This is a genomic window from Rhodococcus antarcticus, from assembly GCF_026153295.1.
GTDB classification, from domain to species: Bacteria; Actinomycetota; Actinomycetes; order Mycobacteriales; family Mycobacteriaceae; genus Rhodococcus_D; species Rhodococcus_D antarcticus.
On sequence record NZ_CP110615.1, the window covers coordinates 3,305,886 to 3,328,780 of the forward strand.

The following is a 22,895-nucleotide window of genomic DNA, read 5'->3' on the forward strand; positions in this document are numbered from 1 at the left end:
CCCAGTGCGACACACGAGCCCGGACCCGCGACGCTCCGGACACCCTCGCCGCGCTCCCGCCCGACACCCCGCGAAGGTGGTCCCGTGCGTCGTCCCGTCCGCCCCGCCGGCGCCCCTGCGCCGACCAACGGGGCCGCCATCGCCGCGATGGCCACGTCGTCCTTCGTGTTCGTGACCGCCGAGACGCTGCCGGTGGGCCTGCTCCCGGAGATCGCCGGCGGCCTCTCGGTCACCGAGGCGCAGGTGGGGCTGCTGCTCACCACGTACGCCGCCGTGGCGGCGGTCAGCACCATCCCGCTGACCTCGCTCAGCCTCCGGGTGCCGCGGCACACCCTGCTGGCGGGGCTCGTCGCCGTGTTCGCCGTGTCCCAGCTCGCCGCGTCGTTCGCTCCCACCTTCCTGCTGCTCACCCTCACCCGGCTGGTGTGCGCCCTGGCCCACGGGGTGTTCTGGTCCGCCCTCGCCCCGGCCGCAGCCCGGCTCGCACCACCGGGACAGGCCGGGCGGGCCACGTCCATGGTCTTCGTCGGCAACTCCCTGGCCCTCGTGCTCGGCGTGCCGCTGGGCACCGCGCTCGGCCAGCTCACCAGCTGGCGCGTCGCCGTGGCCTCCCTGGGCGTGGCCGGGGCGCTGAGCGCGCTCGCCCTGCTCCGCGTGCTGCCCGCCCTGCCCGCCCTGGTCCCGGCCCAGCGTGCCCGCGTCCGCGCGCAGGCCTCCTCGGCCTGGGCCACGGTGCGCTCGCGCGCGCTCACCCCGGTGTGCGCGGTGACGACGATCCTCGTCGTGGGGCACTTCGCGGCGTACACCTACATCGCCCCCCTGGTGCGACGCGACGGTGGGCTGGACGGTCTCGGGCTCAGCGCGCTGCTGCTCGGCTACGGCGCGGCCGGTCTGGTCGGGACCGTGCTGGTGGGTCGGGCGGTCGACCGGCGCCCCGGCACGGTGCTCGTCGGCACCATCGCCGTCTCGGTGGTGGGGCTCGCGGTGCTGACCTTCGCCCGCGCCGACGTGCTCACCTCCGTCGCGGTGCTGGCCTGGGGGGCCGGGTTCACGGCGGTGCCGGTGTGCCTGCAGGCCGCGGTGATGCGGGTGGCCCCCGACGCCCAGGACGCGGCGTCGGCCGTCTACGTCGTGGCGTTCCAGATCGGCATCGGCGGCGGTGCGCTGGTCGGGGAGCGGCTGGTCACCGGGGGGGCGCTGGACGCACTGCCGCCGCTCGCGGCCGTGCTGGCCGTGCTCGCCGCGGTGGTGGGCCTCAGCGCCCGTCGGGCCTTTCCGTTGCGCGCACCCGCACACGAGCCGGTTGCGGTGCGGTGACCGGGAGCATCCCCGACGCCACCATCACCAGCAGGACGCCCACCCCGCCCAGGGCCGTCGTCATCGTCACCACGTCGTGCAGCACGTCGTCCTCCTCGCTCCGGGTTCCTGGCTCCCAGGGTGCCCGCCGCACCTGGGAGCAGCCTGTGCGGACCGTGTGGATGGCCGGTGGACCGGGTCGGGCGGGCGACCCGGTCCGCGGGGGGTCCTCGTGCGCGACCATGGACCCATGAGCACTCCCGACGAGCCCACCTGGGACGACCGCTTCCTGGCCTCGCTGCGCCGCGACCTGCGGGTGGAGGCCAGGCGCGGGGCGTGGCTCGTCGAGCGCGCCGAGGTCGTGGACGGTGCGGTCGTCACCGTGCTCACCGAGGTGGCGACCGGTCACCGGTACGGCCGCACGGTGGACCTGCACACCCTGCGCGAGCAGTTCAGCCCGAGCTCCCCGGACGTCGTCTCCGCCGCCTGGTTCTTCACCCTGTTCCCCCCGAGCGGCTGGGACGAGGGCCACGTCACCGACGGGGTCTGCTGGTTCGCCGGTCAGCGCCCCTGAGCGCCCTCCCGCGCAGGGCACACTGGGGCGCGTGACCAGCCTCGCCGTCGCTCCGCTCACCGACGTGCGGCACTGGGCTGCCGGCACGGGCCTCGAGGTGCTGCTGTTCGTGCTGGGCGCCCTGCTGCTGGGCCGCGCCATCACCGCGACCGGTGCCGCGCTCACCCGTCGGATCGACGACGCCGCCACCAGCGGGGACGCCCTGGTGCGCTCCGAGCAGGCCAAGCACCGGCACTCGGTGACCCAGGTGCTCACCTGGATCGCGCTCGTGCTGCTCTACAGCGTCACCGCGGTCACCGTGATGGGGCTGCTGGGGGTGCCGGTCACGGGGCTCGTGGCCCCGGCGACGGTGCTGGGCGTGGCGCTGGGCTTCGGCGCGCAGCGCATCGTGCAGGACCTGCTGGCCGGGTTCTTCATCATCACCGAGCGGCAGTACGGCTTCGGCGACGTGGTCCGCATCTCCGCGCTCGGCTCACCCACCGGGGTCACGGGGGCGGTGGAGGACATCTCGCTGAGGATCACCCGGCTCCGGTCCTCCGACGGCGAGGTGATCATCGTGCCGAACGGGCAGATCGTGCAGGTCACCAACCTCTCCCGCGACTGGGCCCGCACCGTGATCGACGTGCCGCTGCCCCCGCTGACCGACATCGCGGCGACCAGCGACGTGCTGCGCCGGGTGGGCACCGACGCCTTCGCCGACCCGGACCTGCACGAGCTGCTGCTCGACGAGCCCACGGTCATGGGGGTGGAGAGCCTGGGGGTCGACGAGGTGAACGTGCGCATCGTGGCCCGCACCCTGCCCGGCAAGCAGTTCGAGGTCGGCCGCATGCTCCGCGCCCGCATCGCGGTGGCGCTGCAGGCCCACGACATCCAGGTGCGCGCCGCGGCCGTCACCACCGCCACCGCCCCGGTGCGGTCCTGATGGCGCAGCGCCTGCCCCGCACCCTGCTCGGCGGCCGGGTGCGCACCTCCACCGTGGGGCTGGCCGTGGCGTTCGCGGTCGTGCTCACGGTGTACCTGCTCGTGCGGCCGGCCCCGGTCGCCACCGTCAGCGTCACCAACCCCGACGGCAGCACGAGCCTGTACCTCTCCCCCAGCGTCACCCCGCCGCCGCCGGCGACCACCGCGGCGCCGAGCGACCCGCGCACCACCACGCCGGGCACCACCGCCACGTCGCGCCCGTCGAGCACCGCGCCCACCAGCGCCCCGACGGCCGCCACCACGACGCCCACCACCACGACGACCACCACCACGACCACCCCCGCGCCGGGCACCACCGCCGCCCCGACGACCGCGGCCGCACCCACCACCACCACGGGCTGAGTCTGGTCCGCCGCCACGCCGCCCGGCAGGATGAGGGCCATGACGCAGATGACCAAGGGGTCCAACGTCGCACTGGCCACCGCCGCGCTGCGCGTCGAGCTGCGCTGGACCCCGGGTCCGGGGGTGCCGGACGTGGACGCCTCCGCGCTGCTCGTCACCACCACCGGCACGGTCCGCTCCGACGACGACTTCATCTTCTACAACCAGCCCCGGCACGCCTCCGGGGCGGTGGCGCACCTGGGCAAGCACACCGGGGTGGACGCCGTCTCCGTGGGCACGGGGCGGCTGGAGCCGGGCATCGACAAGGTGGTGGTCGCAGCGTCCTCCGACGGGGGGACCTTCGGCCAGGTCCCGGGCCTGCACCTGCGCGTGGTGGACACCAGCGGCGGTCCGGACGGGCCGGAGGTGCTGCGCTTCGACATCACCGACGCCACGACCGAGACGGCGTTCGTGTTCGGCGAGGTCTACCGCCGCGGGACCGACTGGAAGTTCCGCGCCGTCGGCCAGGGCTACGACACCGGCCTGGCCGGGCTGGCCACCGAGTACGGCATCAGCGTCGACGACGAGCCCGCCCCGGCCGCCCAGCAGGCTCGACCGGCACAGGCCCCGTCGCCGCGCGAGCCCCGGCCGACGCAGGTGGGAACCGCCCCGGCGTACAGCCCGCCCGGCACCCCCGGGCACGCCACGGTCCCGGCGGCGCAGCTCCACGAGGCCCCCCGACCCGGTGAGCGCCCGGCCGCCGCCGCACCGGCACCGCGGATGTACGAGGCCCCCCGGTACTGAGGGGCGCCGGTTCGTTCGTCACCGGTGGCCGCGGCACGGTAGAAAGTCACCTGCGGCACACCGTCGTGCCCGTGCTCGACCACCGGAAGAACGAGGACCAGCCATGACCATCGGAGCCAGCCTCCTGCTCATCGCAGTGGGGGCCATCCTGAAGTTCGCCGTGACGACCTCCGTCAGCGGCGTCGACCTGCCGACCATCGGGGTCGTGCTCATGGTCATCGGTGCCGTCGGCCTCGTTCTCGGCCTCGTGCTCAGCACCCGCCGTCGCCGCACCGACGTGGTGCAGACCAACGACGTGCCCGGCGCCCCGGGGCGCCGCACCACCTACGTGCAGGACGACCCGCGCGACCCGCGGTACTGATCCCCACCACCCGGCAGGCCGGGACGGGCGCACCGGTTCCCCGGGCGCCCGTCCCGAATCGGACACCACTCAGGCACCATGGACCCATGACGCAGATGTCCAAGGGGTCCAACGTCGCGCTCACCGCCACCGGCCTGCGGGTCGAGCTCAGCTGGACGGCGGGTCCGTCCACGCCGGACGTCGACGCCTCCGCGCTGCTGGTGACCGGCACGGGCAAGGTCCGCTCCGACGCGGACTTCGTGTTCTACAACCAGCCCCGGCACTCCTCCGGTGCGGTGACCCACGGGGGCAAGAGCGGCACCACCGACGTCGTCACCGTGGACACCAGCCGCCTCGAGCCGGCCGTCGACAAGGTCGTGGTGGCCGCGTCCGCCGACGGTGGCACGTTCGGCCAGGTCCCGGGGCTGCACCTGCGCCTGACCGACACCTCCGGGGCCGAGCTCGCCCGCTTCGACATCACCGACGCCACGACCGAGACGGCGTTCGTGTTCGGCGAGGTCTACCGCCGCGGGACCGACTGGAAGTTCCGCGCCGTCGGCCAGGGCTACGCCACGGGCCTGGCCGGGCTGGCCACCGACTACGGCATCAGCGTGGACGACGACCCGGCCCCCGCCCCCGCTGCCCCCGCCGCAGGCCCCGCTGCCCCGGCCGCAGCTCCGGCGTCCGGGGTCAGCCTGAAGAAGCAGAAGCTCGTCGACATGGAGAAGAAGGTCGCCGCACGGGCCCCCGCGCTGCTCGACCTGACCAAGAAGGCCTCGATCAGCCTGGAGAAGCGCGGCCTCGGTGAGCACACCGCCAAGGTCGCGCTCTGCCTGGACATCTCCGGCTCGATGAACCGGCTCTACCGCAACGGCAGCATCCAGAAGCTCGTCGAGCGGGTCCTGGCGCTCGGCCTGCGCTTCGACGACGACGGCGAGGTGGACGTCTTCCTGTTCGGCAAGGAGGGCCACACCGCCGGGCCGCTGACCCTGGACAACCACGCCGCCTACGTCCAGGACGTCCTCAGCACCCACGGCCTCGAGCCCGCCACCTACTACGGCAAGGCCATGGCCTTGCTGCGCGAGCACTACTTCGGCGCGTCCACCCCCCGCCGGGAGCCGCTGCGCAACGACATCCCCGTCTACGTCATGTTCGTCACCGACGGTCAGACCTTCGACGAGGACGGGGCCCGCGAGCAGGTGGTCTCCTCCAGCTACGAGCCGCTGTTCTGGCAGTTCATGGCCATCGGGCAGAGCTCGCGCTCGGTCACCCCCGGCCGGCCGGCGGCACCCCCCGCGAAGTCCGGCGGGTTCATGGGCAAGCTGCGCCAGGCCGCCGCACCGCAGGCCCCCGCGGGCAGGGGTGGGGAGTTCCGCTTCCTCGAGGAGCTCGACGACATGGGCGGGCGGTACCTCGACAACGCCGACTTCTTCGCCGTCGAGAACCCCGCCGACATCCCCGACGACCAGCTCTTCGACCTGCTCATGACCGAGTACCCGGGCTGGCTGACCCAGGCCCGGGCGAAGGGGCTGCTGGGCTGAGCCCGGCTACGCCGTGATGTCGGCGGTGGTGAACCGGGCCCACGCGAGCGAGCCGGCCACCACCACCCACCCCACCTGCACGAGCAGGCCGCCGAGCAGCGAGGACACGTCCAGCTGGGTCCGCAGCAGCTCCCCGAAGTCCAGCCAGTGGTGCGTGAGCAGGTACGGGTGGATCACCGCGAGCTGGGGCAGCGAGTCGAGCACCTCGCTCGTGACGGTCAGCACGATGGTCGTGGCCATCGCCGCCACCGGCACCTCGGTGAGGGTCGACACGAACAGGCCCAGCGTCACCAGCCCGGTCAGCGACAGCGTCACGTACAGCCCCACCAGCAGCGCGCGGACGATGCCGTCGAGCAGGCTCACCGTGTCCCCGCTGAGCAGCGTCACGTCGCCCAGGCCGAACAGCAGCGCGCCCGCGACCAGCCCGGCGAGCGCGATCGCCAGCACCGCGGCGCCGGCGAAGACCAGCGAGCCCACGGCCTTGGCCACCAGCACCCGGGGCCGCGATACCGGCACCACCAGCAGGTAGCGCAGCGTCCCGGCCCCGGCCTCCCCGGCGATGGTGTCCCCGCTGACGACGCCCACGGCCAGCGGCAGGAACAGCGGCAGCGACACCGCGAGCGCGGTGAACACCAGGAAAAGACCGTTGCTGCTGACCTGGTTCAGGAACGCGGGGCCCGCGCCGCCACGGTGGGACAGCGCCACCGCGACACCGATGAGCACGGGCACCAGTCCCAGCGCGACCAGCAGCACCTGGTTGCGGCGACGGCCGAACACCAGCCGGAGCTCGCTGCGCCACAGCCGTGCGGTCGCTCCGCGGTAGCTGGCGGTCGGGGCGCGCGGTGTCCCCGCGACGGACGACCACGCGGGCGTCCCGTCGGGGTCCGACGCGTCAGCGGGCGACATCGAAGCCCTCCCCGGTCAGCGCGACGAAGGTGTCCTCCAGGTTCGGCCTGGTGACGGCGAGCCCGCGGACGGCCACCCCGGAGCGGACCAGGGCGGCCGTGACGTCCTCGGCCGCCGCGTCGCCCAGCTCGGCCGTCACGTCGGCACCGCCCACCAGCACGCCGGTGAGCCCCATCCGCTCCAGGACCTGGGCCGCGAGGACGACCGTCGACGGTGTCGCGCTGACGCGGACGGTGGACACCCCGCCGGCCCCCACCTCGGCGATCGGGCCCTGCCGCAGCAACCGGCCGCGGCTCATGATCCCGACGTGGCTGCACGCCTGCTCGATCTCGGCCAGCAGGTGCGAGCTGAGCAGCACCGTGGTGCCGTCGGAGGCGAGCTCGCGCACGAGGGTGCGCACCTCTCGGGTCCCCTGCGGGTCGAGCCCGTTGGTCGGCTCGTCGAGGACCAGCAGCTCCCGGGGCTGCAGCAGCGCGGCGGCGAGACCGAGCCGTTGCTTCATCCCGAGCGAGTACTGGCGGAACCGCTTGTCCGCCGCCGCGCCGAGACCCACCCGCTCCAGCGCGGTGTCGGCCCGCGCCCTCGCGGTGCGCGGGTCGGCCGTGGCGTCGACGGAGTCCAGCCGGGCCAGGTTCGCCCGCCCCGACAGGTACGGGTGGAACGCGGGACCCTCCACGAGCGCGCCGACGCGGGGCAGCACGTCTGCGGCCCGCCCGGGCATGGCGTCCCCCAGCAGCTCGACCGCACCGGAGGTGGGGGCGACGAGGCCCAGCAGCATCCGGATGGTGGTGGTCTTGCCGGAGCCGTTGGGCCCCAGGAACCCGAACACCGCACCGCGCGGCACCAGCAGCTCCACGCCGTCCACGGCCACCTGCCCGGAGCGGAACCGCTTGGTCAACCCCTCGGTGCGGACGGCCGGGGAGCTCAGGCGGCGGCCTCGAGCGCCGCGGGCGGGACGGCGCCGGCCAGCACCCGGCCGTCGTCGGTCAGCAGCACCGACACGAGCGCGGTGCTCAGCACCCGGCCCTTCGCCACGCGGGTGGTGAGCTGGTCCAGCAGCTGCGGCCGGCCCTGGGTGAGGGCGGCGACGTCCACCCCGGACAGCTCGACCACCGAGGTCCACCCCGTGCCCGTGACGGTGGGCCGCGGTCCGCGGGGGCCGGAGGTGGGCCCGGGGGGCGCGGCGGGCGCGGCGATCTCGGTGACGGTGGAGCCCGCGGGCGGGGTGAAGGTGAACAGGGCAGCGTCCGGGGTGCTGTAGCTGATGTCGGAGAACCCGACCTCCAGCGCGGGCGTCGTGGTGTCCGCGGCGGCGAAGACCTGCACGCGCAGCGGCACGTTCGTCGACGCGTCCACCGCGATGCGGACGCTGCCCACCAGCGAGCCGGAGCCCCTGGGGGTCAGCACCAGCTGGCGGGCCGCGCGTCCGGCCACCGTCACGGCGTCGTCGACGGTCACGGCGGTGCTGGGGTCGACGGCGGCGAGCGCGGCGGCAGCGGCCTGCGCCGGGGTGCCGAGCACGTCCACGGGCAGCGGCGGCGCGGTGGTCCGCTCCGGCAGCACCAGGTGCGCGGCCCCGGACTTCTCGCTGCTCCACGTCCAGACGTCGCGACCCGAGCGGACGACGTCGTACTCGGCCAGCTGGCCCTGCAGCGCGACCCGGCTGCGGGACGGACCGTCCGCCCACACCCGCAGCGTGTGCGTCCCCGAGATCAGGGTGAGCGGGCCGAGGCTGCCGGCCGCGGAGCCTGGGAGCTCGGGCAGACCCAGGTCGGCGGTCTCGGTCACCGTTCCCGAGAGCGCGTCGGTGGTGGGGGCGGCGAGGTCGGCGAGCAGCTCGGCAGCCGTGCGCGGGGCGAGCCCGGCGGGAGTCGGGTCCGCGGCCGCGCTGGTGGCGAGGACGGCACCGGCGACGGTGACCGCGACGACGGCGGGCACCGCCCACCGCAGGCGGCGGGACTGGGTCATGGGACCAGTGTGCGCCCGGGCCGGCCGGAGCGCCCGCGTCCACGGGTGCTGGTCCCCCTCCCTCGTCCACCGATAGCGTGTGACGCCGCACACCACCGCGACGAGGGGATCGGCATGGGCGCGTTCCGCACCAAGACCGTCGAGCAGTCGATCGAGGACACCGACGAGCCCGGGCACCAGCTGAAGAAGTCGCTGGGCACCCTCCAGCTGATCGTGTTCGGGGTGGGCGTGGTCATCGGCACGGGCATCTTCGTGCTCACCGGTGAGGCGGCCGGCGTCAAGGCCGGACCGGCGATCGCGCTGTCCTTCGTCTTCGCCGGTGTCGGCTGCGCGCTGGCCGCCCTCTGCTACGCCGAGTTCGCCTCGACCGTGCCCGTCGCGGGCTCGGCCTACACGTTCTCCTACGCCAGCCTCGGCGAGCTGGTGGCCTGGATCATCGGCTGGGACCTCATCCTCGAGCTCGCCCTGGGCGCGAGCACGGTCGCCGTGGGGTGGTCGACCTACTTCGCGGACGTGCTCTCGCAGGCCGGCATCACGCTGCCGACCTCCGTCTACGGCAACGGGCACAACCTCGTGGCCGCGGTCGTCGTGCTGGTCCTGACCGGCGTGCTGTGCTTCGGCATCAACGTCTCGGCCAAGGTCAACCTCGTCGCCGTCATCGTCAAGGTCGCCATCGTGCTGCTCGTCATCGTCGCCGGCCTGTTCTACGTCAAGGCGTCGAACTACTCGCCGTTCATCCCCCCGTCGGGCTCGGCGGGCGCCAGCGCGGAGCCGTCCCCGCCGTCCCTGCTGCAGGACCTCGGCCTCGGCGAGGGCTCCTTCGGCATCGGCGGGATCTTCACCGGCGCGGCGCTGGTCTTCTTCGCCTTCATCGGCTTCGACATCGTCGCCACCGCCGCGGAGGAGACCAAGAACCCGCAGCGCGACATGCCCCGCGGCATCTTCGGCTCGCTCGCCATCTGCACCACGCTCTACGTCGCGGTCTCCCTCGTCATCACCGGCATGGTGAAGTACACCGACATCAGCGTGAAGGCACCGCTCGCCGAGGCGTTCCGCTCGGTGGGGCAGCCGGCCATCGCCACGCTGGTCTCGGTCGGCGCCCTGATCGGGCTCACCACCGTGATGATGGTGCTCATGCTCGGCCAGAGCCGGGTGTTCTTCGCCATGAGCCGCGACCACCTGCTGCCGCCGGTGTTCTCCGCGGTGTCCGAGCGCACCGGGGCCCCCGTGCGGACGACGCTGGTCACCGGCGGCGTCGTGGCCGTCATCTCGTTCTTCGTGCCGCTGTCCACGCTGGCCGAGCTGGTGAACATCGGGACGCTGTTCGCGTTCGTCGTCGTCGCCCTGGGGGTGATCGTCCTGCGCCGCACCCGGCCGGACCTCGAGCGCGCCTTCCGGACGCCCCTGGTGCCGTTCGTGCCGATCGTGTCGGTGCTCGTGTCCGTCTACCTGATGCTCAACCTGCCCGCGGCGACGTGGCTGCGGTTCGCGCTCTGGATGCTCGTCGGGTTCGTCGTCTACGCCTCCTACGGCTACCGGAGGTCCAAGATGCGCACCGGGGCCACGACGCCGGGCTGACCGGTCCGCGTGGTGGGACCACGACACCGGCTGTGGGCAGAATGTGCCCGACGCGCGCACCCGGGAGGTCCTCATGGCGATGTTCAGCTGGACGCTGGTCCACGACGGCGGGACCCCGCCGCCGGGGGAGGTGGTGCGGCCCGACGAGCGGCTGTCCACCCCCCGGATGGTCGGCCTGGGGGCGCAGCACGTGGTGGCCATGTTCGGGGCCACGTTCGTCTTCCCCGCCCTGATGGGCATCAACCCGAACCTCGCGGTCCTCATGTCCGGCGTGGCGACGGTGCTGTTCCTGCTCATCGTCAAGAACAAGATCCCCAGCTACGTCGGCACGTCCGCCTCGTTCGTCGCCGGGGTGGCGGCCATCCGGGCCCAGGGCGGTGGTTCGGCCGACGTCACCGGAGCGATCCTGGTCGCCGGGCTCGTGCTGGTGGCCGTCGGGCTGGTCGTGCACCTCGGCGGGGCGCACCTGGTGAACGCGGTGCTGCCGCCCGTGGTCACCGGGGCCGTGGTCATGCTCATCGGCTTCAACCTGGCCACCGTCGCCACCACCACCTACTTCCCGGCCGGCCAGTGGATCGGCCTGGCCACCGCGGCGTTCGTCATCGGCGTGTCCGTGGTGGCCCGCGGGTTCGTCAGCCGGATGGCGATCTTCCTCGGGCTGCTGTTCGGCTACGGGCTCTCCTGGGTGGCCGACCAGGTGAACCAGGTGCCCGGCGCGGCCGGCGGGATGGTCGACCGGCTGGACTTCGCGGGCGTGTCCAGCGCCGCGTGGGTCGGGCTGCCGGACACCATCACCAGCCCCACGTTCGGCGAGCTCAGCGGCCCGCACCTGCCGGCCTTCAACGCGACGTTCATCCTGCTGGTGCTGCCCTCGGTGATCGCGCTCGTCGCGGAGAACGCCGGGCACGTCAAGGCCGTCTCGGAGATGACCGGCCAGGACCTCGACCCCTACCTCGGGCGGGCGTTCATCGGCGACGGGGTGGGCACCGTGGTCGCGTCGTTCGTCGGCGGGGCACCCACCACGACCTACGCCGAGAACATCGGTGTCATGGCCGCCACGCGCATCTACTCGACGCTCGCGTACTACGTCGCCGCAGCGGTGGCGATCCTGTTCGGCTTCTGCCCCAAGTTCGGGGCCGTGGTCGCGGCCACGCCGGGCGGGGTGCTCGGCGGGATCACGCTGGTGCTCTACGGGATGGTTGGTCTGCTCGGGGCCAAGATCTGGATCGAGAACCGGGTGGACCTCGGCAACCCGGTGAACCTGGTGCCGCTCGCCGCCGGGCTCATCGCGGGCATCGGGAACCTCGCCGTCCACGTCACCGACTCGTTCTCCGTCACCGGGATCGCGGCGGGCACGATCATCGTCGTCCTCGGCTACCACCTGTGCCACCGGTTCGCGCCGGCCCACCTCCGCGAGGACTCGACGCGGGACGAGGCCGTGCCGACGGAGTAGCGCCCGCTGCGCGGCCCGGTGGGCTACTGCTGGGTGAGCCGGGCCCCGAGGCTGCGGTGCAGCTGCTGCAGCTGGGGGGTTCCCAGGCCCACGGTCTCGCTCTCGATGTGCTGCACCAGGTGCGGGTCCTCGCGCACGGCCTCGCTGGACTGGATGAGGACGGTGCCGGTGCCGGTGAAGTCGAACTGGCGCTCCTCCCCGGTCTGCGCGCCGAGGACGACGCGCTGCGCGGCACCGAGGAAGCCCTGCATCCACCCGGCGTCGTAGTGGTGGCACGGGGACGGACAGTCGGCCCAGCCCACCAGCGCCTCCGGATCCACCCGCAGCGGCGGCTCCGCGAACATGACCGGGCCGTTCGAGCTGGCCAGGAACTTCCCGGTGCCGAGCAGGGTGAGGAACCCGGGGACGATCGACTGCTTCAGCTGCAGCCCCGTCTCGAACGCCAGCAGGTTCGACGCCCGGATGGTGAGGTTGCCCTCCTCGAGGTCGTAGGAGTTGATGTCGAACCCGCGGTCGCCGAGCACGAGCTTGCCCCGGCCGTTGGCCACCACCCAGTCCCGCGCGTACAGCGGGGAGGAGAACCGGGCCGCCACGAGCGCACCCATGCTGGTGACGGCCAGCGGCTCGAAGGCCATCTGCCCGTAGTAGGCGATCATCGCGCCCTTGCTCATGAACCAGGGCTGGGCACCCACGTCCACCACGAAGGCGTAGCTGTTGCCGGGGACGTTGTCGTTGCTCGGCAGGGTGTTCGGGTTCCAGACGTCCACGGCGCTCTCCTCAGAACTTCTGCTCGGAGGCCTGCACGAACACCGTGCCCTGGCCGCTGATCTTGAGCTGGATGGCCTCGCCGGAGCCCTTGCCGACGGCCTCGCGCCAGCCCACCGAGGCCGAGACGTCCACCCGCAGGTTGCCGACGTGACCGACGTAGGCCTGCGGGTCCACCACCACCGGCCGGCCCTGCCCCACGGCGATCTCGAACGAGCCGCCGTGGCTGAGCACCGCGACGCTGCCCTGCCCGGAGACCTGGGTGGTGAACAGCCCCTGGCCGGTCACGGCGCCGCGCACCGCACCCCGGATGCCGCCCTGCTGGCCGAGGAACACGATCGACGTCTGCAGGTGCGCGTCGTGCGCGAGCAGCCGGTCGGCCTCCACGCTGAGGTTCATCGACCCGTCGAGCTGGATCACCTGCACGTGCAGCCCGGCGTGGCCGTAGTGCACCTCGCCACCCCCTCCCGCCCCGGAGCCGCCGACCTGCGCCACCATCATGGGCACGTTCTCGCCGGCCATCGCGCGCCCGGCCATGCCGGCCATCCCCGCCATGCCGCCCATGCCCATCCCCGGTGCACCGCCCGCGCTGTGCGGCTGGAACTGCACGTCACCGGTGTAGAACAGCATCGCCCCACGCCGGGCGAGCACGGCCCGGCCCGGGGTGAGCACGGCCTTGACGACCTTGCTGTTGACCTTCTCGATCGGCACGTCAGCGCTCCCCGTCCTGGCCGCTCATCGCTCTTCGGGCTGGATGTAGACCACGCCGGTGCCGTCGAAGCGCAGCGAGAACGCCTCGCCGCTGCCCTCGCCGATCACCGACTTCCACGACACGTCCGTCACGAAGGTCTGGTTGAGCTGGCCGCGGCTGGCCACGTAGGCATCCGGGTCCACCACCAGGGGGTGCTGCGGGCTGACCTCCAGGGCGATGGGTGGGCCGCCGGCCGAGAGCAGCGCGGCCTGGCCGACGCCGGTCACCGTGGTGGTGAACAGCCCCTGGCCGGAGGTGGCCCCGCGCAGTCCGGAGAACATCACGTCCGTCCTCAGGTTGCCGTCCAGGGCGAGCAGCTGCTGGCTCTCCACCTGCATCGTCTCGTTGTCCAGCTCCACCACGGTGACGTCCTGGGCGTCCACGGCGAAGTACACGAGCCCGCGGCCGGTGCACTCCATCAGCGCGAGCGACTCGCCGGTCATCTTGCGCTTCACCGCGGCCTTGAACCCCCCGCCCCCGCCCATGCCGGCGTGCTTGAAGGTCACCTCGCCCTCGTAGGCGACCATGGCGCCGGTGATGGCCCGGATGGTCTCGCCGTCCAGCTGCGCCTGCAGCACCTTCGAGCCCTTGAGGCTGAGCTGGGCCACGGATCCTCCCCTGCTGTCACGAACCGCCGTCGGCAGCGATCATGGCAGAGGGGGTGCGGGCCGGTTCGGGGAACGAAGCGGGCTGGGCCCCCGCCCGTGGTCTACCCGCAGCTCAGCAGGCCCGCGTCGACCTTGGCCTGCAGCACGCGGGTGACCGCCGCGTCCACCTGCGCGGCGAACACCGGGTCGGCAGCCGCCGTCGCGACGAGGGCGGCCGTCATGGGGGCGGCGTCGGAGCTGCGGACGGTGAGCACGACGTCCCCGCCGGCGGCGACGAACCGCACGGCCCGGTCCCCGACGGGCACCGCCTGCACGGCCACGGCCTGGCCCACGTCGTCGGTCACCACGAGCCCGCCGAACCCCAGCCGGTCGCGCAGCAGGTCGGTGACCACGGCCCGGGAGAACACCGCGAGGTTCCGCGGATCGAGCGCGGGGTAGCGGGCCGAGGAGATCATCACGGCGGTGGTGCCCGCGGCGATCCCGGCGGAGAACGGGCCCAGCGCCGCGTCGTCCACGGTGGTGGCCGGGTCCACCGCACCCGTGCCGGTGTCGGTGTTGACCGTGACGCGACCCAGGCCCGGGAAGTGCTTGAGGGTGGTGCCCACGCCCGCCGCGCGCGACGCCGTCACCACGGTGCTGACCGCGGACGCGACGACGTCGGGTGTCGAGCCGTACTGCCGGTCGACCGCCCCGATCGGCGGGTTGGCCGCCCCGGTCCCCGCCGGGACGACGTCGGCCACGGGCGCGAGGTTGAGGGTCACGCCCGCCTGGCGCAGCGCGGTGCTCCACGCAGTGGTCTGCGCGGCGAGAGTGGCGGGGTCGAGCCGTCCCTGCCGCAGGCCGGAGGGGATGGCCGGCATGCCGGGGCCGCTCAGCGTCTGCACCTGCCCGCCCTCCTGGTCGGCCGAGACCTGGAGCGGGAGCGTTCCCGCCGCGGCTGCAGCGGCCTGGAGCGCCGCCACGTCGGAGCCGATCTCCGTCACGGGCCGGGCGCTGCGGCCGCGGAGGAACACCCCACCCACGACGGCCGCGGTCACCAGCGTCCGGCCCGCGGTCGGGTTGTCGGCCGGGACGCCGACCATGAGCAGCTGGGCAGCCCGGTGGGCGGGGTCCAGCCCGGCGAGGGTCTGCTCCGCGCACGACGGCGGCGGCGGCGGGGTGGTGGTGGTGATGGTCGAGACCGGAGGGCTGGCGGTGGTCGAGACCGGGGGGCTGGCGGTGGTCGAGACCGGAGGAAGAGCGGGCGCGGGCGCGGGGGTGCTGCTGCAGCCGGCGAGCACCACGGCCACCGCTGCGACACCGAACCATCGCGGAGCACCCCCCGGCCACGGGGGTCGGGGGGTGCTCAGGGTCGTGCGCGAGGAGCTGATCAGACGTTGACGCCGTAGTCCTGCGCGATGCCCTTGAGGCCGCTGGCGTAGCCCTGGCCCACGGCGCGGAACTTCCACTCCGCACCGGCGCGGTAGAGCTCGCCGAACACCATGGCGGTCTCGGTGGAGGCGTCCTCGGAGAGGTCGTAGCGGGCGAGCTCGGTGCTGCCCGCGTCGTTGACGACGCGGATGAAGGCGTTGCGGACCTGGCCGAAGCTCTGGCTGCGGGTCTCGCCCTCGTAGATGGACACGGGGAAGACGATCTTGTCGACCTCGGGGGCCATCGCACCGAGGTTGACCTTGATGGCCTCGTCGTCGCCGTCGCCCTCACCCGTGAGGTTGTCCCCGGTGTGCTCGATGGTGCCGTCGGCCAGCTTGAGGTTGTTGAAGAAGATGAAGTGCTTGTCGGACAGCACCTTGCCGTCGGCACCACACGCGATGGCGGTGGCGTCGAGGTCGAAGTCGGTGCCGGTGGTGGAGCGAACGTCCCAGCCGAGTCCGACGGTGACGTTGTGGAGGCCGGCCGCGCCGGCTTCCTTGGTCAGGGAGACGTTGCCGCCCTTGCTGAGGCTGACACCCATGGGAGAGCTCCGCTCTGCTGGTGCGGAGGCTGTGGCCCCCGCGCTGAGGTGACCCGACCCCGGGTGGGGGCGGGAGTAGTGGACGAGCCTGCCCGGAACGGACCGCCCGCGCCACGATTTCGCGAACCCGCGCCAGGACGACGGCCGAACACCGACGAACCGGACGCTCACCCGGACAACGCGCCGGGGCACCGTCGGAGTTCCCCGGGTGCCCGCTCAGAGCTCGGCGGCGAGCGGGATGCCCAGCACCGCCGGTGACGACATCCACTCCCGCAGCGCCTTCGTCGCCCCCACGTCGTCGGCGTTGTAGTCGAGCAGCCGCTGGCGCTGCACCTCGTCCGGCTCGCCGTCGAGGCCCACGGCGCGGCGGTACCACCCCATGCTGGCCTCGCCCCCGGCCTCCGCGTCGCGCCAGCGGAACCCCGCCACCGGCGCCACCTTCTTCAGGCCCTTGCCGCGCGGGCACAGGAAGCTGGCCCCCACCGCCTCGTAGACGTCCACCCACTGCTCGCTGCGGATGAAGGCCCGCACCTCGTCGACGCCGGGGATCCCGGGCCGCCCCGCGAAGCGCACCGCCGAGGCCAGCAGCCAGCGGTTCTCCGCCGCCTCGGAGTAGCAGTAGGCCGCGAAGGTCCGCCCGCGCGCCGCGGCGTCGGCTCGCACGCCGGACAGCCAGGTCCAGAACTCCGCGAACGAGCGCCCCTCGTCCTCGGTGGGCAGCGGCTCCCAGGTGGCGAAGGGTCGGTAGTCCGCGGCCCGGCCGTCCTCGGTGAGCAGCGCCCCCCACAGGTACGCGCCGTGCTCGAGGTAGCTCTCCATGTCCACGTCGACCTCGACGTCGGCCCGGTGGATGCGCACCGGGCCGCGGCGCACCAGCGGGGCGTCCACCAGCCAGGCCCGTGCCAGCACCACCGCGTCGGCGAAGCTGGCGCCCCGCCACGTCAGCGGCGCAGGCCCGTCCCAGGCGGCGAGGGCGTCCACCGTGGTCACCCCCAGCGCGCGCAGGACGTCCACCTGACCACCGCGCACCACCAGGGACACGTCGTGGGCCTCGGTGAGCTCGAGCGAGCAGCGCGGCCACCAGGGACACGTCCGGCACTCGCCGATCCGACGCGCCACCGTGGGCAGCACCCCGTCGGCGACGGCCCGACGGTCGGTGAAGCGGGCGTCGTGCTCGTCCAGGGTGCTGCGACCGTGCGGGTCGGCCGGGGTGGGCGGCCAGCTGGGGGCGGCCAGGTCGTGCACCAGGACGCAGTCGGCGTCCAGGCCCACCACGCCGCCCACCTGCTCCGCGCTCGCGTGCCCGGCGTGCTCGAGCAGACGGGTCAGGTGCGCCAGCCGCAGCTGGTCGCGGGGGTGGCTGCGGGGGGTGCGGCCGGCGTCTAGGGCAGGTGCCCAGTCGTGCAGCCCCGTGGTGCGCGCACCGGAGCCCGGGTCGGTCACCCGGTGGTTGACCACGAGCACGGGCACCCAGCCCGACCCGCGGCGCACCAGCAGCTCCACCGAGCCCCGGCGTCCTGCGCCCAGGTCCCGCGGCAGCACCGCGCCCCAGACCCGCTCGGCTCCGGAGCGCAGCGCCTCGACGGTGCGCCGCTCGCGCTCCCCGGCCGGCAGCCCGGTGGGCACGTCCACCCACGGCGTCCCGCGCTCGGCGGCACCGGCCCGCAGCTGCACGGCGACCGCGACGCGGTGCGCAGCCGCCTCGGCCTGCCGCTGGAGCACCCCGGGATCCACCGGCCCGCCCGGACGGGACACGGTGCGGGCCGGGTCGTTCTCCAGCGCCACCCGGTGCCGGCAGCGCGTCAGCACGGCCGCATCCAGCAGCGCACGGGACTCCACGAGGACGAAGGGTAGGTGCTCACCTAAGGTGTTGATGTTCCACGACCGTCACCGGAGGGCCCACGACCATGGCGATGTTCGGCACGCGCACACGGCGCACGTCGCGCCGCGCGCTGCGCAAGGCCCACACGAAGACCTTGAGGGCGCAGGCCGCGGCGGAGAAGAAGTTCCACGCCAAGGCCGGCCGCAAGTCCGACAAGCTGGCCGACCGCGCCGCCAAGAAGGCGTCCTCGGGCGCCCGCTCCGTGCGCGCGAAGGCCACCACGGCCGCCGCCGAGCTGAGCACGAAGGCGCAGAAGAAGGCGCGCAAGGCCGAGCTGAAGGCCAAGCGCAAGGACGCCACCGCCACGGCGCGCAGCTACCTGGGCGTGACCAAGGTCCTCGCCCCCGTGCTGGCGCCCTTCGCGTACAAGGCCGCGACGGCGATCCGCGGTCAGGTCGACGCACGGCGGGCGCGGAGCATCGGGATCGGTGTCGAGCAGCTGGGCGAGTTCTCCGGGCACGGCGCGGCGCTCAGCGCGCGCATCGCCGGGCTCGAGCCCGCCCTGGCCCAGATGGAGCCGACGCACCTGGCACCTGGTGACGTCGAGTTCCGCGAGACCACCACCGCCCGCCTCGCCGAGCTCAGCACCGCCGTGCACGCCGCCGAGCGCATGCCAACCCCCCGCCGCAAGGCCGCCCACCGCTCCGTCGCCGTCGACCTCGACCGCATCGACGCCGAGCTGCTGCAGAAGCTGGGTGTGCGCTGAGCACCACCGCCGTGCCGACCCCGCCGGGCGGCACCCCCCGCCACCCGGCAGACGACCCCGCCGGGTTCCCGCCGCTCGGCATCGCCCCGGCACCGGCCCTGCACCCGGTGCACGAGGCCGTCGCCGACCGTCCGCACGACGTCGCGGAGGTCGTCGTCGAGCTGGGCCGCTCGATCCTCGACGAGCACGACCTCCTCGAGCTCCTGCAGCGCGTGGTCGACGTGGCCGCCCGGACCATCGCGGGGGTGGACAGCGCCGGGGTGACGGCGCACCTGCACGGCCGGCCGTTCACCGCGGTGCACACCGACCGCACGACCCTCGAGGTGGACGTCCACCAGTACGAGGCGGACGAGGGCCCGTGCCTGCAGGCGATGCGCACCGGCGAGGTCGTCCGCGTCGACGTGGCCACGAGCCGCCTGCTGTGGCCCGAGTTCACCGCCGACGCGGAGGCCGCCGGCATCCGCTCCTTCCTGGCCGCGCCGCTCGGCGCCGAGCACCGTCTGGGCGCGCTCAACCTCTACAGCCGCTCGCCCGACGGGTTCGGCACCCCGGACGCGGCGTTCCTGGCCGTGCTCACCGCTCACGCCACGCGCGCGATCGAGGACTACGCCCGGCTGAGCGCGGCCGACCTCCTCGCGGTGCAGCTGCGCGAGGCCCTGGCCAGCCGAGCCCCCATCGAGCAGGCCAAGGGGATCCTCATGGCCGTGCACGGCATCGACGACGGCGCCGCGTTCGAGCGGTTGCGCACCGAGTCCCAGCACCGCAACGTGCGGCTGCACGAGGTGGCCGTGGAGTTCGTCCGGGCGCACACCACGCGCTGAGGGCCGGCACTGCAGGTCTCCTCGTGCTGGCGGCGGCGACCGGGACGACGGAGGATGCGGGGATGGCCGTCACCGCCGTTCCCGCCTCCGCACCCGCCGCGACCTCCGACTCAGCCGCCCGGACGGGCTCGGCGTGATCCGGGCAGCGGCCGTCGCCGTCCTCGCCGGCCTGCTGCTGGTCCTCGGTGCGGGCCCGGCGGGAGCACACAGCTCCGTGGTCGGCAGCGACCCGGCCGACGGGAGCTCGATCGGAGCCGGACCGCCCGCCGTCACCGTGACGCTCGACGGGCCGCTCCAGGCGGGGTTCGGCACGGTGACGGTGGTCGGGCCGGACGGCAACCTGTGGTCCACCGGCGACACGCGCATCGACGGGTCGGCCGCGACCGTGGACGTCCGGCCGCTGGGGCCTGCGGGCGTGTACACCATCGGGTTCCGGGTGATCTCCGCGGACAGCCATCCCGTGTCCGGCTCGCGGACCTTCACCCTCACCACGGCGGGCTCGGGCACCCCCGGTCCACCGGCGGACGCCGCCGCGGCCTCCACCACCGGCGGGTCCGGTGGCGGGGTGCCGGCCTGGGCGTTCGTGGTCGGCGCCGTCATCGTGTTCGGCGGCGGCCTGGTCCTCGCGCTGCGCTCCGGCCGACGCGCCGTGCCCCGCGGGCCGACGCCCGGCGGCTGAGCAGCACGCTGGCCGTCACCGGCCGACCCTCAGGACTCCGCGGCCGCCCGCACCCGCTCCAGGGTGGCCCGCATGCCCGCCACCATCTGGCCCTCGCGGTCGGACCCGCCCAGGCCCAGACCGGTGAACAACCGCGTCACCAGCGGCTTCGGCCCGATGGTCTCCCGGTACTCGGTGAGCAGGGTGCCGCCGTCGGCCTCCTCGAGCCGGTAGCCCCAGCGCATGGCCGACTCGCGCACCTCGAACGAGAAGTGCACCGGCTCCTCGGCCGAGACCACCCGGCAGTGCGTGCTCCACCGCACCCAGCCGTGCCGGTTGGCCCCGGTGAAGTGGGCCCCGATGACGGGCCCGGAGGCATCACCGGTCCAGCGCCCGCCCGTGCACTCGGGGCTCCACCGACCCATCTGGGTGACGTCGGTGACGAGCTCCCAGACGCGCTCGACCGGGGCGGAGACGTGCACGCTGACCTCGTCCATGGCCGGTGATGCTACGACCTGCGAGCTAGGAGGCGTGGGCCGCCACCGCGTCGGCGACCGGGGTGGTGCCCTTGGTCAGCATCAACGTGCTGCCCGCGGTGCCCGGTGCGTCCAGCAGCGCCACGAGGACCGCAGCCACGTCGGCGCGCGAGACCTCGGAGGTCTCCAGCGGTGGTGTGCTCAGGGTGACCTGTCCGGTGCCGGGCTCGTCGGTGAGCGTGGTGGGTCGCAGGATCGTCCAGTCGAGCCCGGCACGCCCGCGCAGGTCGTCCTCGGCGGCGGTCTTGGCCCGCAGGTAGGCGGTGAACGTCTCGTCCGTGCCCTCGGGCACCTCCTCACCCGCCCCGAAGGAGCTGACCTGCAGGTACCGGCGCACGCCCTCGAGCTCGGCGGCCTCGGCGGTGAGCACGGCCGTCGCCCGGTCCACGGAGTCCTTGCGCTCGATCCCGCCCTTCGCTCCCGCTCCGGCGGCGAAGACGACGGCGTCGGCCCCGGCCACCACCGGCCGCACCTCGTCGGGGCTCGCGTGCTCCAGGTCGAGCACCACGGCCTCGGCGCCCAGCGCCGCCAGCTCGTCCACGTGGTCGGGGTTGCGCACCAGGCCCACGCCGGTGTCCCCTCGCTCCGCGAGCGCCCGCAGCAGCAGCTGACCGATCTTGCCGTGACCTCCGGCGACGATGACGCGCACGTCCGACCTCCTCGTGGTGGTGTGGTTGACCCCCTGTGCAGCGTCGTCGGGCCCCTTCGGTGTTCCCTCGAGCAGCGGTCGACCTGCCTAGGCTCCACCGGGTGAAGCTCCTGGTGCTCGGCGGCACGGTGTTCGTCTCGCGCGCGATCGGTGCGACGGCCGTGCGCCGCGGCCACGAGGTGACGTGCGCCCACCGGGGCAGGTCAGGGCTCGGGCCGGTCGGGGTCACCGACGTCTTCCTCGACCGCGACGTCGACGGGGACGGCGGGATCGCTGCGCTCGGTGACCACCGGTACGACGCCGTGGTGGACGTCGCTGCGCAGGACCCCCGCTGGGTCGCGGAGGCGATCGACGTCCTGGGCGCGGCCGCCGGCCACTGGACCTTCGTCTCGAGCGTCTCCGCCTACGCCGACGCGTCCACGCCCGGCCGGGACGCGAGCGCAGAGCGGGTGCCACCGCTGGACGGGGTGACCCCGGAGCAGGAGCGGTACGCCCGCGCGAAGCGCAGCAGCGAGGACGTCGTGCTCCAGGCCCTCGGCGAGAAGGCCTTCGTGGTGCGACCCGGGCTCGTGGTGGGCCCCGGTGATCCCACCGACCGCTACGGCTACTGGCCCGCCCGCTTCACCCGCGGCGGCCCCGTCGTGGTGCCGGACGTGCTCGACGCCCCGACCCAGGTGATCGACGTGGACGACCTCGCGGCCTGGGTCGTGACCGCCGCCGAGCACCGGCTGGTGGCGCAGCTCGACGCAGTCGCCCCGCCGCAGCCGCTGCGGGACGTGCTCGCCGGGAGCGGCGGTGGTGAGCACGAGCTGGTCGGTGTCAGCCAGGAGCGGCTCGGCGAGCTCGGGGTGCGGCCGTGGAGCGGGCCCCGGTCCCTCCCGCTGTGGGTGCCGCAGCCGGAGATGGCGGGGTTCGGGGCCAGGGACGTCACCGCCTCGCTCGCGGCCGGGCTGGTGCTGCGCCCCCTGGCGGAGACCGCGGAGCGCGCGCTGGACCACGAGCGCGACCTCGGTCTGGAGCGGGCCCGGCGCAGCGGGCTCTCCGTCGCCGAGGAGCGGGAGGTGCTGCGCGCGCTGGGCTGACCCGTGCGTCGTCTCGCACGGGGAGTTCCCGCACGACAGGATGGAGCCATGGACGCAGTCATGGAGTGGGTGCACGCGCAGGCGCGAGTGGTGGAGCTGGTCGACGGGCTCTCGACGGAGGCGCTCGAGGTGACGGTCCCGGCCTGTCCGGGCTGGACGGCCAGGCAGCTCGTCGCCCACATGATCGGGGTCGACGCCGACATCCTCGCCGGCAGGGGCGACGACGGCGACATGGACGGCTGGACCCAGTCCCAGGTGGACGCCCGCCAGGACCAGGACCTGGACACCCTGCTCGCCGAGTGGCGCGCGATGACCGTCCCGGTCGAGGAGTGGATGCGCGCCAACAACACCCGCCCGCTGGGCGACGTGATCATCCACGAGCAGGACCTGCGCGGCGCGCTCGACGTCCCCGGCGCCCGGGAGACCGACGGCCTGGCCGCCCTGCGGGACCGGATGGCCGAGGGGTTCGACCAGGCGGTGTCCGACGCCGGACTGGCACCGGTCCACCTCATCAGCGACGCGTGGACCCACGAGACCGGCACCGGCGAACCCGGGCTGGTGCTCACCGCCTCGGAGTTCGACCTGACCCGCGCGATGATGACCCGTCGCTCGGCCGCCCAGCTCGGCTCCTACGTCACCGCGGGCGAGCTCGAGCCCTACCTGCCCTGCTTCGCCGCCCTGGGTGAGCTCCCCACCGAGGACCTGCACCACTGAGGAGCGCGGC

At 74.0% G+C, this 22,895-nt stretch carries 25 protein-coding genes; 14 read left to right on the plus strand and 11 right to left on the minus strand.

The window, feature by feature from the left end; genetic code table 11:
• Positions 1 to 84: 84 nt before the first annotated feature.
• From RHODO2019_RS16125 to RHODO2019_RS16155, 7 genes are all read left to right on the plus strand, one after another.
• On the plus strand, positions 85 to 1,317 hold the full coding sequence (locus tag RHODO2019_RS16125; protein ID WP_265382735.1) for an MFS transporter: 1,233 nt from the start codon (positions 85 to 87) through the stop codon (positions 1,315 to 1,317).
• Between the two features lie 229 nt (positions 1,318 to 1,546).
• Entirely contained in the window at positions 1,547 to 1,870 is a 324-nt protein-coding gene (locus tag RHODO2019_RS16130) for a hypothetical protein (RefSeq protein ID WP_265382736.1), read from the plus strand.
• Between the two features lie 31 nt (positions 1,871 to 1,901).
• Positions 1,902 to 2,792, plus strand: a complete 891-nt coding sequence (locus RHODO2019_RS16135) for a mechanosensitive ion channel family protein (RefSeq protein WP_265382737.1) — start codon at positions 1,902 to 1,904, stop codon at positions 2,790 to 2,792.
• Positions 2,792 to 3,193, plus strand: coding sequence for an Rv3103c transmembrane domain-containing protein (locus RHODO2019_RS16140; protein ID WP_265382738.1), 402 nt, complete (start codon positions 2,792 to 2,794; stop codon positions 3,191 to 3,193). The genes RHODO2019_RS16135 and RHODO2019_RS16140 overlap by 1 nt, the downstream gene beginning before the upstream one ends.
• Positions 3,194 to 3,232: 39 nt before the next feature.
• Positions 3,233 to 3,976, plus strand: coding sequence for a TerD family protein (locus RHODO2019_RS16145; protein WP_265382739.1), 744 nt, complete (start codon positions 3,233 to 3,235; stop codon positions 3,974 to 3,976).
• Between the two features lie 103 nt (positions 3,977 to 4,079).
• The gene (locus tag RHODO2019_RS16150; protein ID WP_265382740.1) at positions 4,080 to 4,337 is read left to right on the plus strand and encodes a DUF6458 family protein; all 258 of its coding nucleotides are present in this window, start codon (positions 4,080 to 4,082) and stop codon (positions 4,335 to 4,337) included.
• Positions 4,338 to 4,423: 86 nt separating this feature from the next.
• Positions 4,424 to 5,857: a VWA domain-containing protein gene (locus tag RHODO2019_RS16155; protein ID WP_265382741.1), complete on the plus strand. Its 1,434-nt coding sequence runs from the start codon at positions 4,424 to 4,426 to the stop codon at positions 5,855 to 5,857.
• Between the two features lie 6 nt (positions 5,858 to 5,863).
• Here RHODO2019_RS16155 and RHODO2019_RS16160 read toward each other — a convergent pair whose 3' ends face one another.
• Genes RHODO2019_RS16160 through RHODO2019_RS16170 form a run of 3 tightly spaced genes read right to left on the minus strand, consistent with a single transcriptional unit; the run spans position 5,864 to position 8,731 of the window.
• Positions 5,864 to 6,763, minus strand: coding sequence for an ABC transporter permease (locus tag RHODO2019_RS16160; RefSeq protein ID WP_265382742.1), 900 nt, complete (start codon positions 6,761 to 6,763; stop codon positions 5,864 to 5,866).
• Positions 6,750 to 7,661 carry an ABC transporter ATP-binding protein gene (locus tag RHODO2019_RS16165; RefSeq protein ID WP_265382743.1) on the minus strand — a complete coding sequence of 304 codons (912 nt, stop codon included), beginning with the start codon at positions 7,659 to 7,661 and terminating at the stop codon, positions 6,750 to 6,752. The genes RHODO2019_RS16160 and RHODO2019_RS16165 overlap by 14 nt, the downstream gene beginning before the upstream one ends.
• A 26-nt stretch (positions 7,662 to 7,687) precedes the next feature.
• Positions 7,688 to 8,731 (minus strand): LolA family protein, encoded by a 1,044-nt coding sequence (locus tag RHODO2019_RS16170; protein ID WP_265382744.1) that lies wholly within the window; start codon positions 8,729 to 8,731, stop codon positions 7,688 to 7,690.
• Between the two features lie 114 nt (positions 8,732 to 8,845).
• Between RHODO2019_RS16170 and RHODO2019_RS16175 the strand changes: the two genes are divergently transcribed.
• Positions 8,846 to 10,309: an amino acid permease gene (locus RHODO2019_RS16175; RefSeq protein ID WP_265382745.1), complete on the plus strand. Its 1,464-nt coding sequence runs from the start codon at positions 8,846 to 8,848 to the stop codon at positions 10,307 to 10,309.
• 79 nt (positions 10,310 to 10,388) lie between these two features.
• Positions 10,389 to 11,762, plus strand: a complete 1,374-nt coding sequence (locus tag RHODO2019_RS16180; protein ID WP_265384824.1) for a uracil-xanthine permease family protein — start codon at positions 10,389 to 10,391, stop codon at positions 11,760 to 11,762.
• Between the two features lie 23 nt (positions 11,763 to 11,785).
• Here RHODO2019_RS16180 and RHODO2019_RS16185 read toward each other — a convergent pair whose 3' ends face one another.
• From RHODO2019_RS16185 to RHODO2019_RS16210, 6 genes are all read right to left on the minus strand, one after another.
• Positions 11,786 to 12,529: an AIM24 family protein gene (locus RHODO2019_RS16185; RefSeq protein WP_265382746.1), complete on the minus strand. Its 744-nt coding sequence runs from the start codon at positions 12,527 to 12,529 to the stop codon at positions 11,786 to 11,788.
• Between the two features lie 10 nt (positions 12,530 to 12,539).
• Positions 12,540 to 13,238 (minus strand): AIM24 family protein, encoded by a 699-nt coding sequence (locus RHODO2019_RS16190; RefSeq protein ID WP_265382747.1) that lies wholly within the window; start codon positions 13,236 to 13,238, stop codon positions 12,540 to 12,542.
• Between the two features lie 24 nt (positions 13,239 to 13,262).
• The gene (locus tag RHODO2019_RS16195) at positions 13,263 to 13,805 is read right to left on the minus strand and encodes an AIM24 family protein (RefSeq protein ID WP_354005607.1); all 543 of its coding nucleotides are present in this window, start codon (positions 13,803 to 13,805) and stop codon (positions 13,263 to 13,265) included.
• Between the two features lie 182 nt (positions 13,806 to 13,987).
• Positions 13,988 to 15,175 (minus strand): glycoside hydrolase family 3 N-terminal domain-containing protein, encoded by a 1,188-nt coding sequence (locus RHODO2019_RS16200; RefSeq protein WP_265382749.1) that lies wholly within the window; start codon positions 15,173 to 15,175, stop codon positions 13,988 to 13,990.
• A gap of 80 nt (positions 15,176 to 15,255) precedes the next feature.
• Positions 15,256 to 15,837: a TerD family protein gene (locus RHODO2019_RS16205; RefSeq protein ID WP_265382750.1), complete on the minus strand. Its 582-nt coding sequence runs from the start codon at positions 15,835 to 15,837 to the stop codon at positions 15,256 to 15,258.
• A gap of 216 nt (positions 15,838 to 16,053) precedes the next feature.
• Entirely contained in the window at positions 16,054 to 17,676 is a 1,623-nt protein-coding gene (locus tag RHODO2019_RS16210) for a TM0106 family RecB-like putative nuclease (protein WP_265382751.1), read from the minus strand.
• Between the two features lie 74 nt (positions 17,677 to 17,750).
• On the opposite strand from RHODO2019_RS16210, the gene RHODO2019_RS16215 reads away from it, so the two are divergent.
• From RHODO2019_RS16215 to RHODO2019_RS16225, 3 genes are all read left to right on the plus strand, one after another.
• On the plus strand, positions 17,751 to 18,425 hold the full coding sequence (locus RHODO2019_RS16215) for a DUF6474 family protein (RefSeq protein WP_265382752.1): 675 nt from the start codon (positions 17,751 to 17,753) through the stop codon (positions 18,423 to 18,425).
• Positions 18,426 to 18,436: 11 nt separating this feature from the next.
• A complete protein-coding gene (locus RHODO2019_RS16220) occupies positions 18,437 to 19,246 on the plus strand; it encodes a GAF and ANTAR domain-containing protein (RefSeq protein ID WP_265382753.1) in 810 nt (269 codons plus the stop codon).
• Between the two features lie 136 nt (positions 19,247 to 19,382).
• Positions 19,383 to 19,925: a copper resistance CopC family protein gene (locus RHODO2019_RS16225; RefSeq protein WP_265384825.1), complete on the plus strand. Its 543-nt coding sequence runs from the start codon at positions 19,383 to 19,385 to the stop codon at positions 19,923 to 19,925.
• 29 nt (positions 19,926 to 19,954) lie between these two features.
• Here RHODO2019_RS16225 and RHODO2019_RS16230 read toward each other — a convergent pair whose 3' ends face one another.
• The gene (locus tag RHODO2019_RS16230) at positions 19,955 to 20,401 is read right to left on the minus strand and encodes an SRPBCC family protein (protein WP_265382754.1); all 447 of its coding nucleotides are present in this window, start codon (positions 20,399 to 20,401) and stop codon (positions 19,955 to 19,957) included.
• A 25-nt stretch (positions 20,402 to 20,426) separates the two neighbouring features.
• Positions 20,427 to 21,089, minus strand: a complete 663-nt coding sequence (locus tag RHODO2019_RS16235) for an SDR family oxidoreductase (RefSeq protein WP_265382755.1) — start codon at positions 21,087 to 21,089, stop codon at positions 20,427 to 20,429.
• 101 nt (positions 21,090 to 21,190) lie between these two features.
• On the opposite strand from RHODO2019_RS16235, the gene RHODO2019_RS16240 reads away from it, so the two are divergent.
• Complete coding sequence (locus RHODO2019_RS16240) at positions 21,191 to 22,171, plus strand: NAD-dependent epimerase/dehydratase family protein (RefSeq protein ID WP_265382756.1); 981 nt, start codon at positions 21,191 to 21,193, stop codon at positions 22,169 to 22,171.
• Between the two features lie 48 nt (positions 22,172 to 22,219).
• The gene (locus RHODO2019_RS16245) at positions 22,220 to 22,885 is read left to right on the plus strand and encodes a maleylpyruvate isomerase family mycothiol-dependent enzyme (protein ID WP_265382757.1); all 666 of its coding nucleotides are present in this window, start codon (positions 22,220 to 22,222) and stop codon (positions 22,883 to 22,885) included.
• Positions 22,886 to 22,895 lie beyond the last annotated feature (10 nt).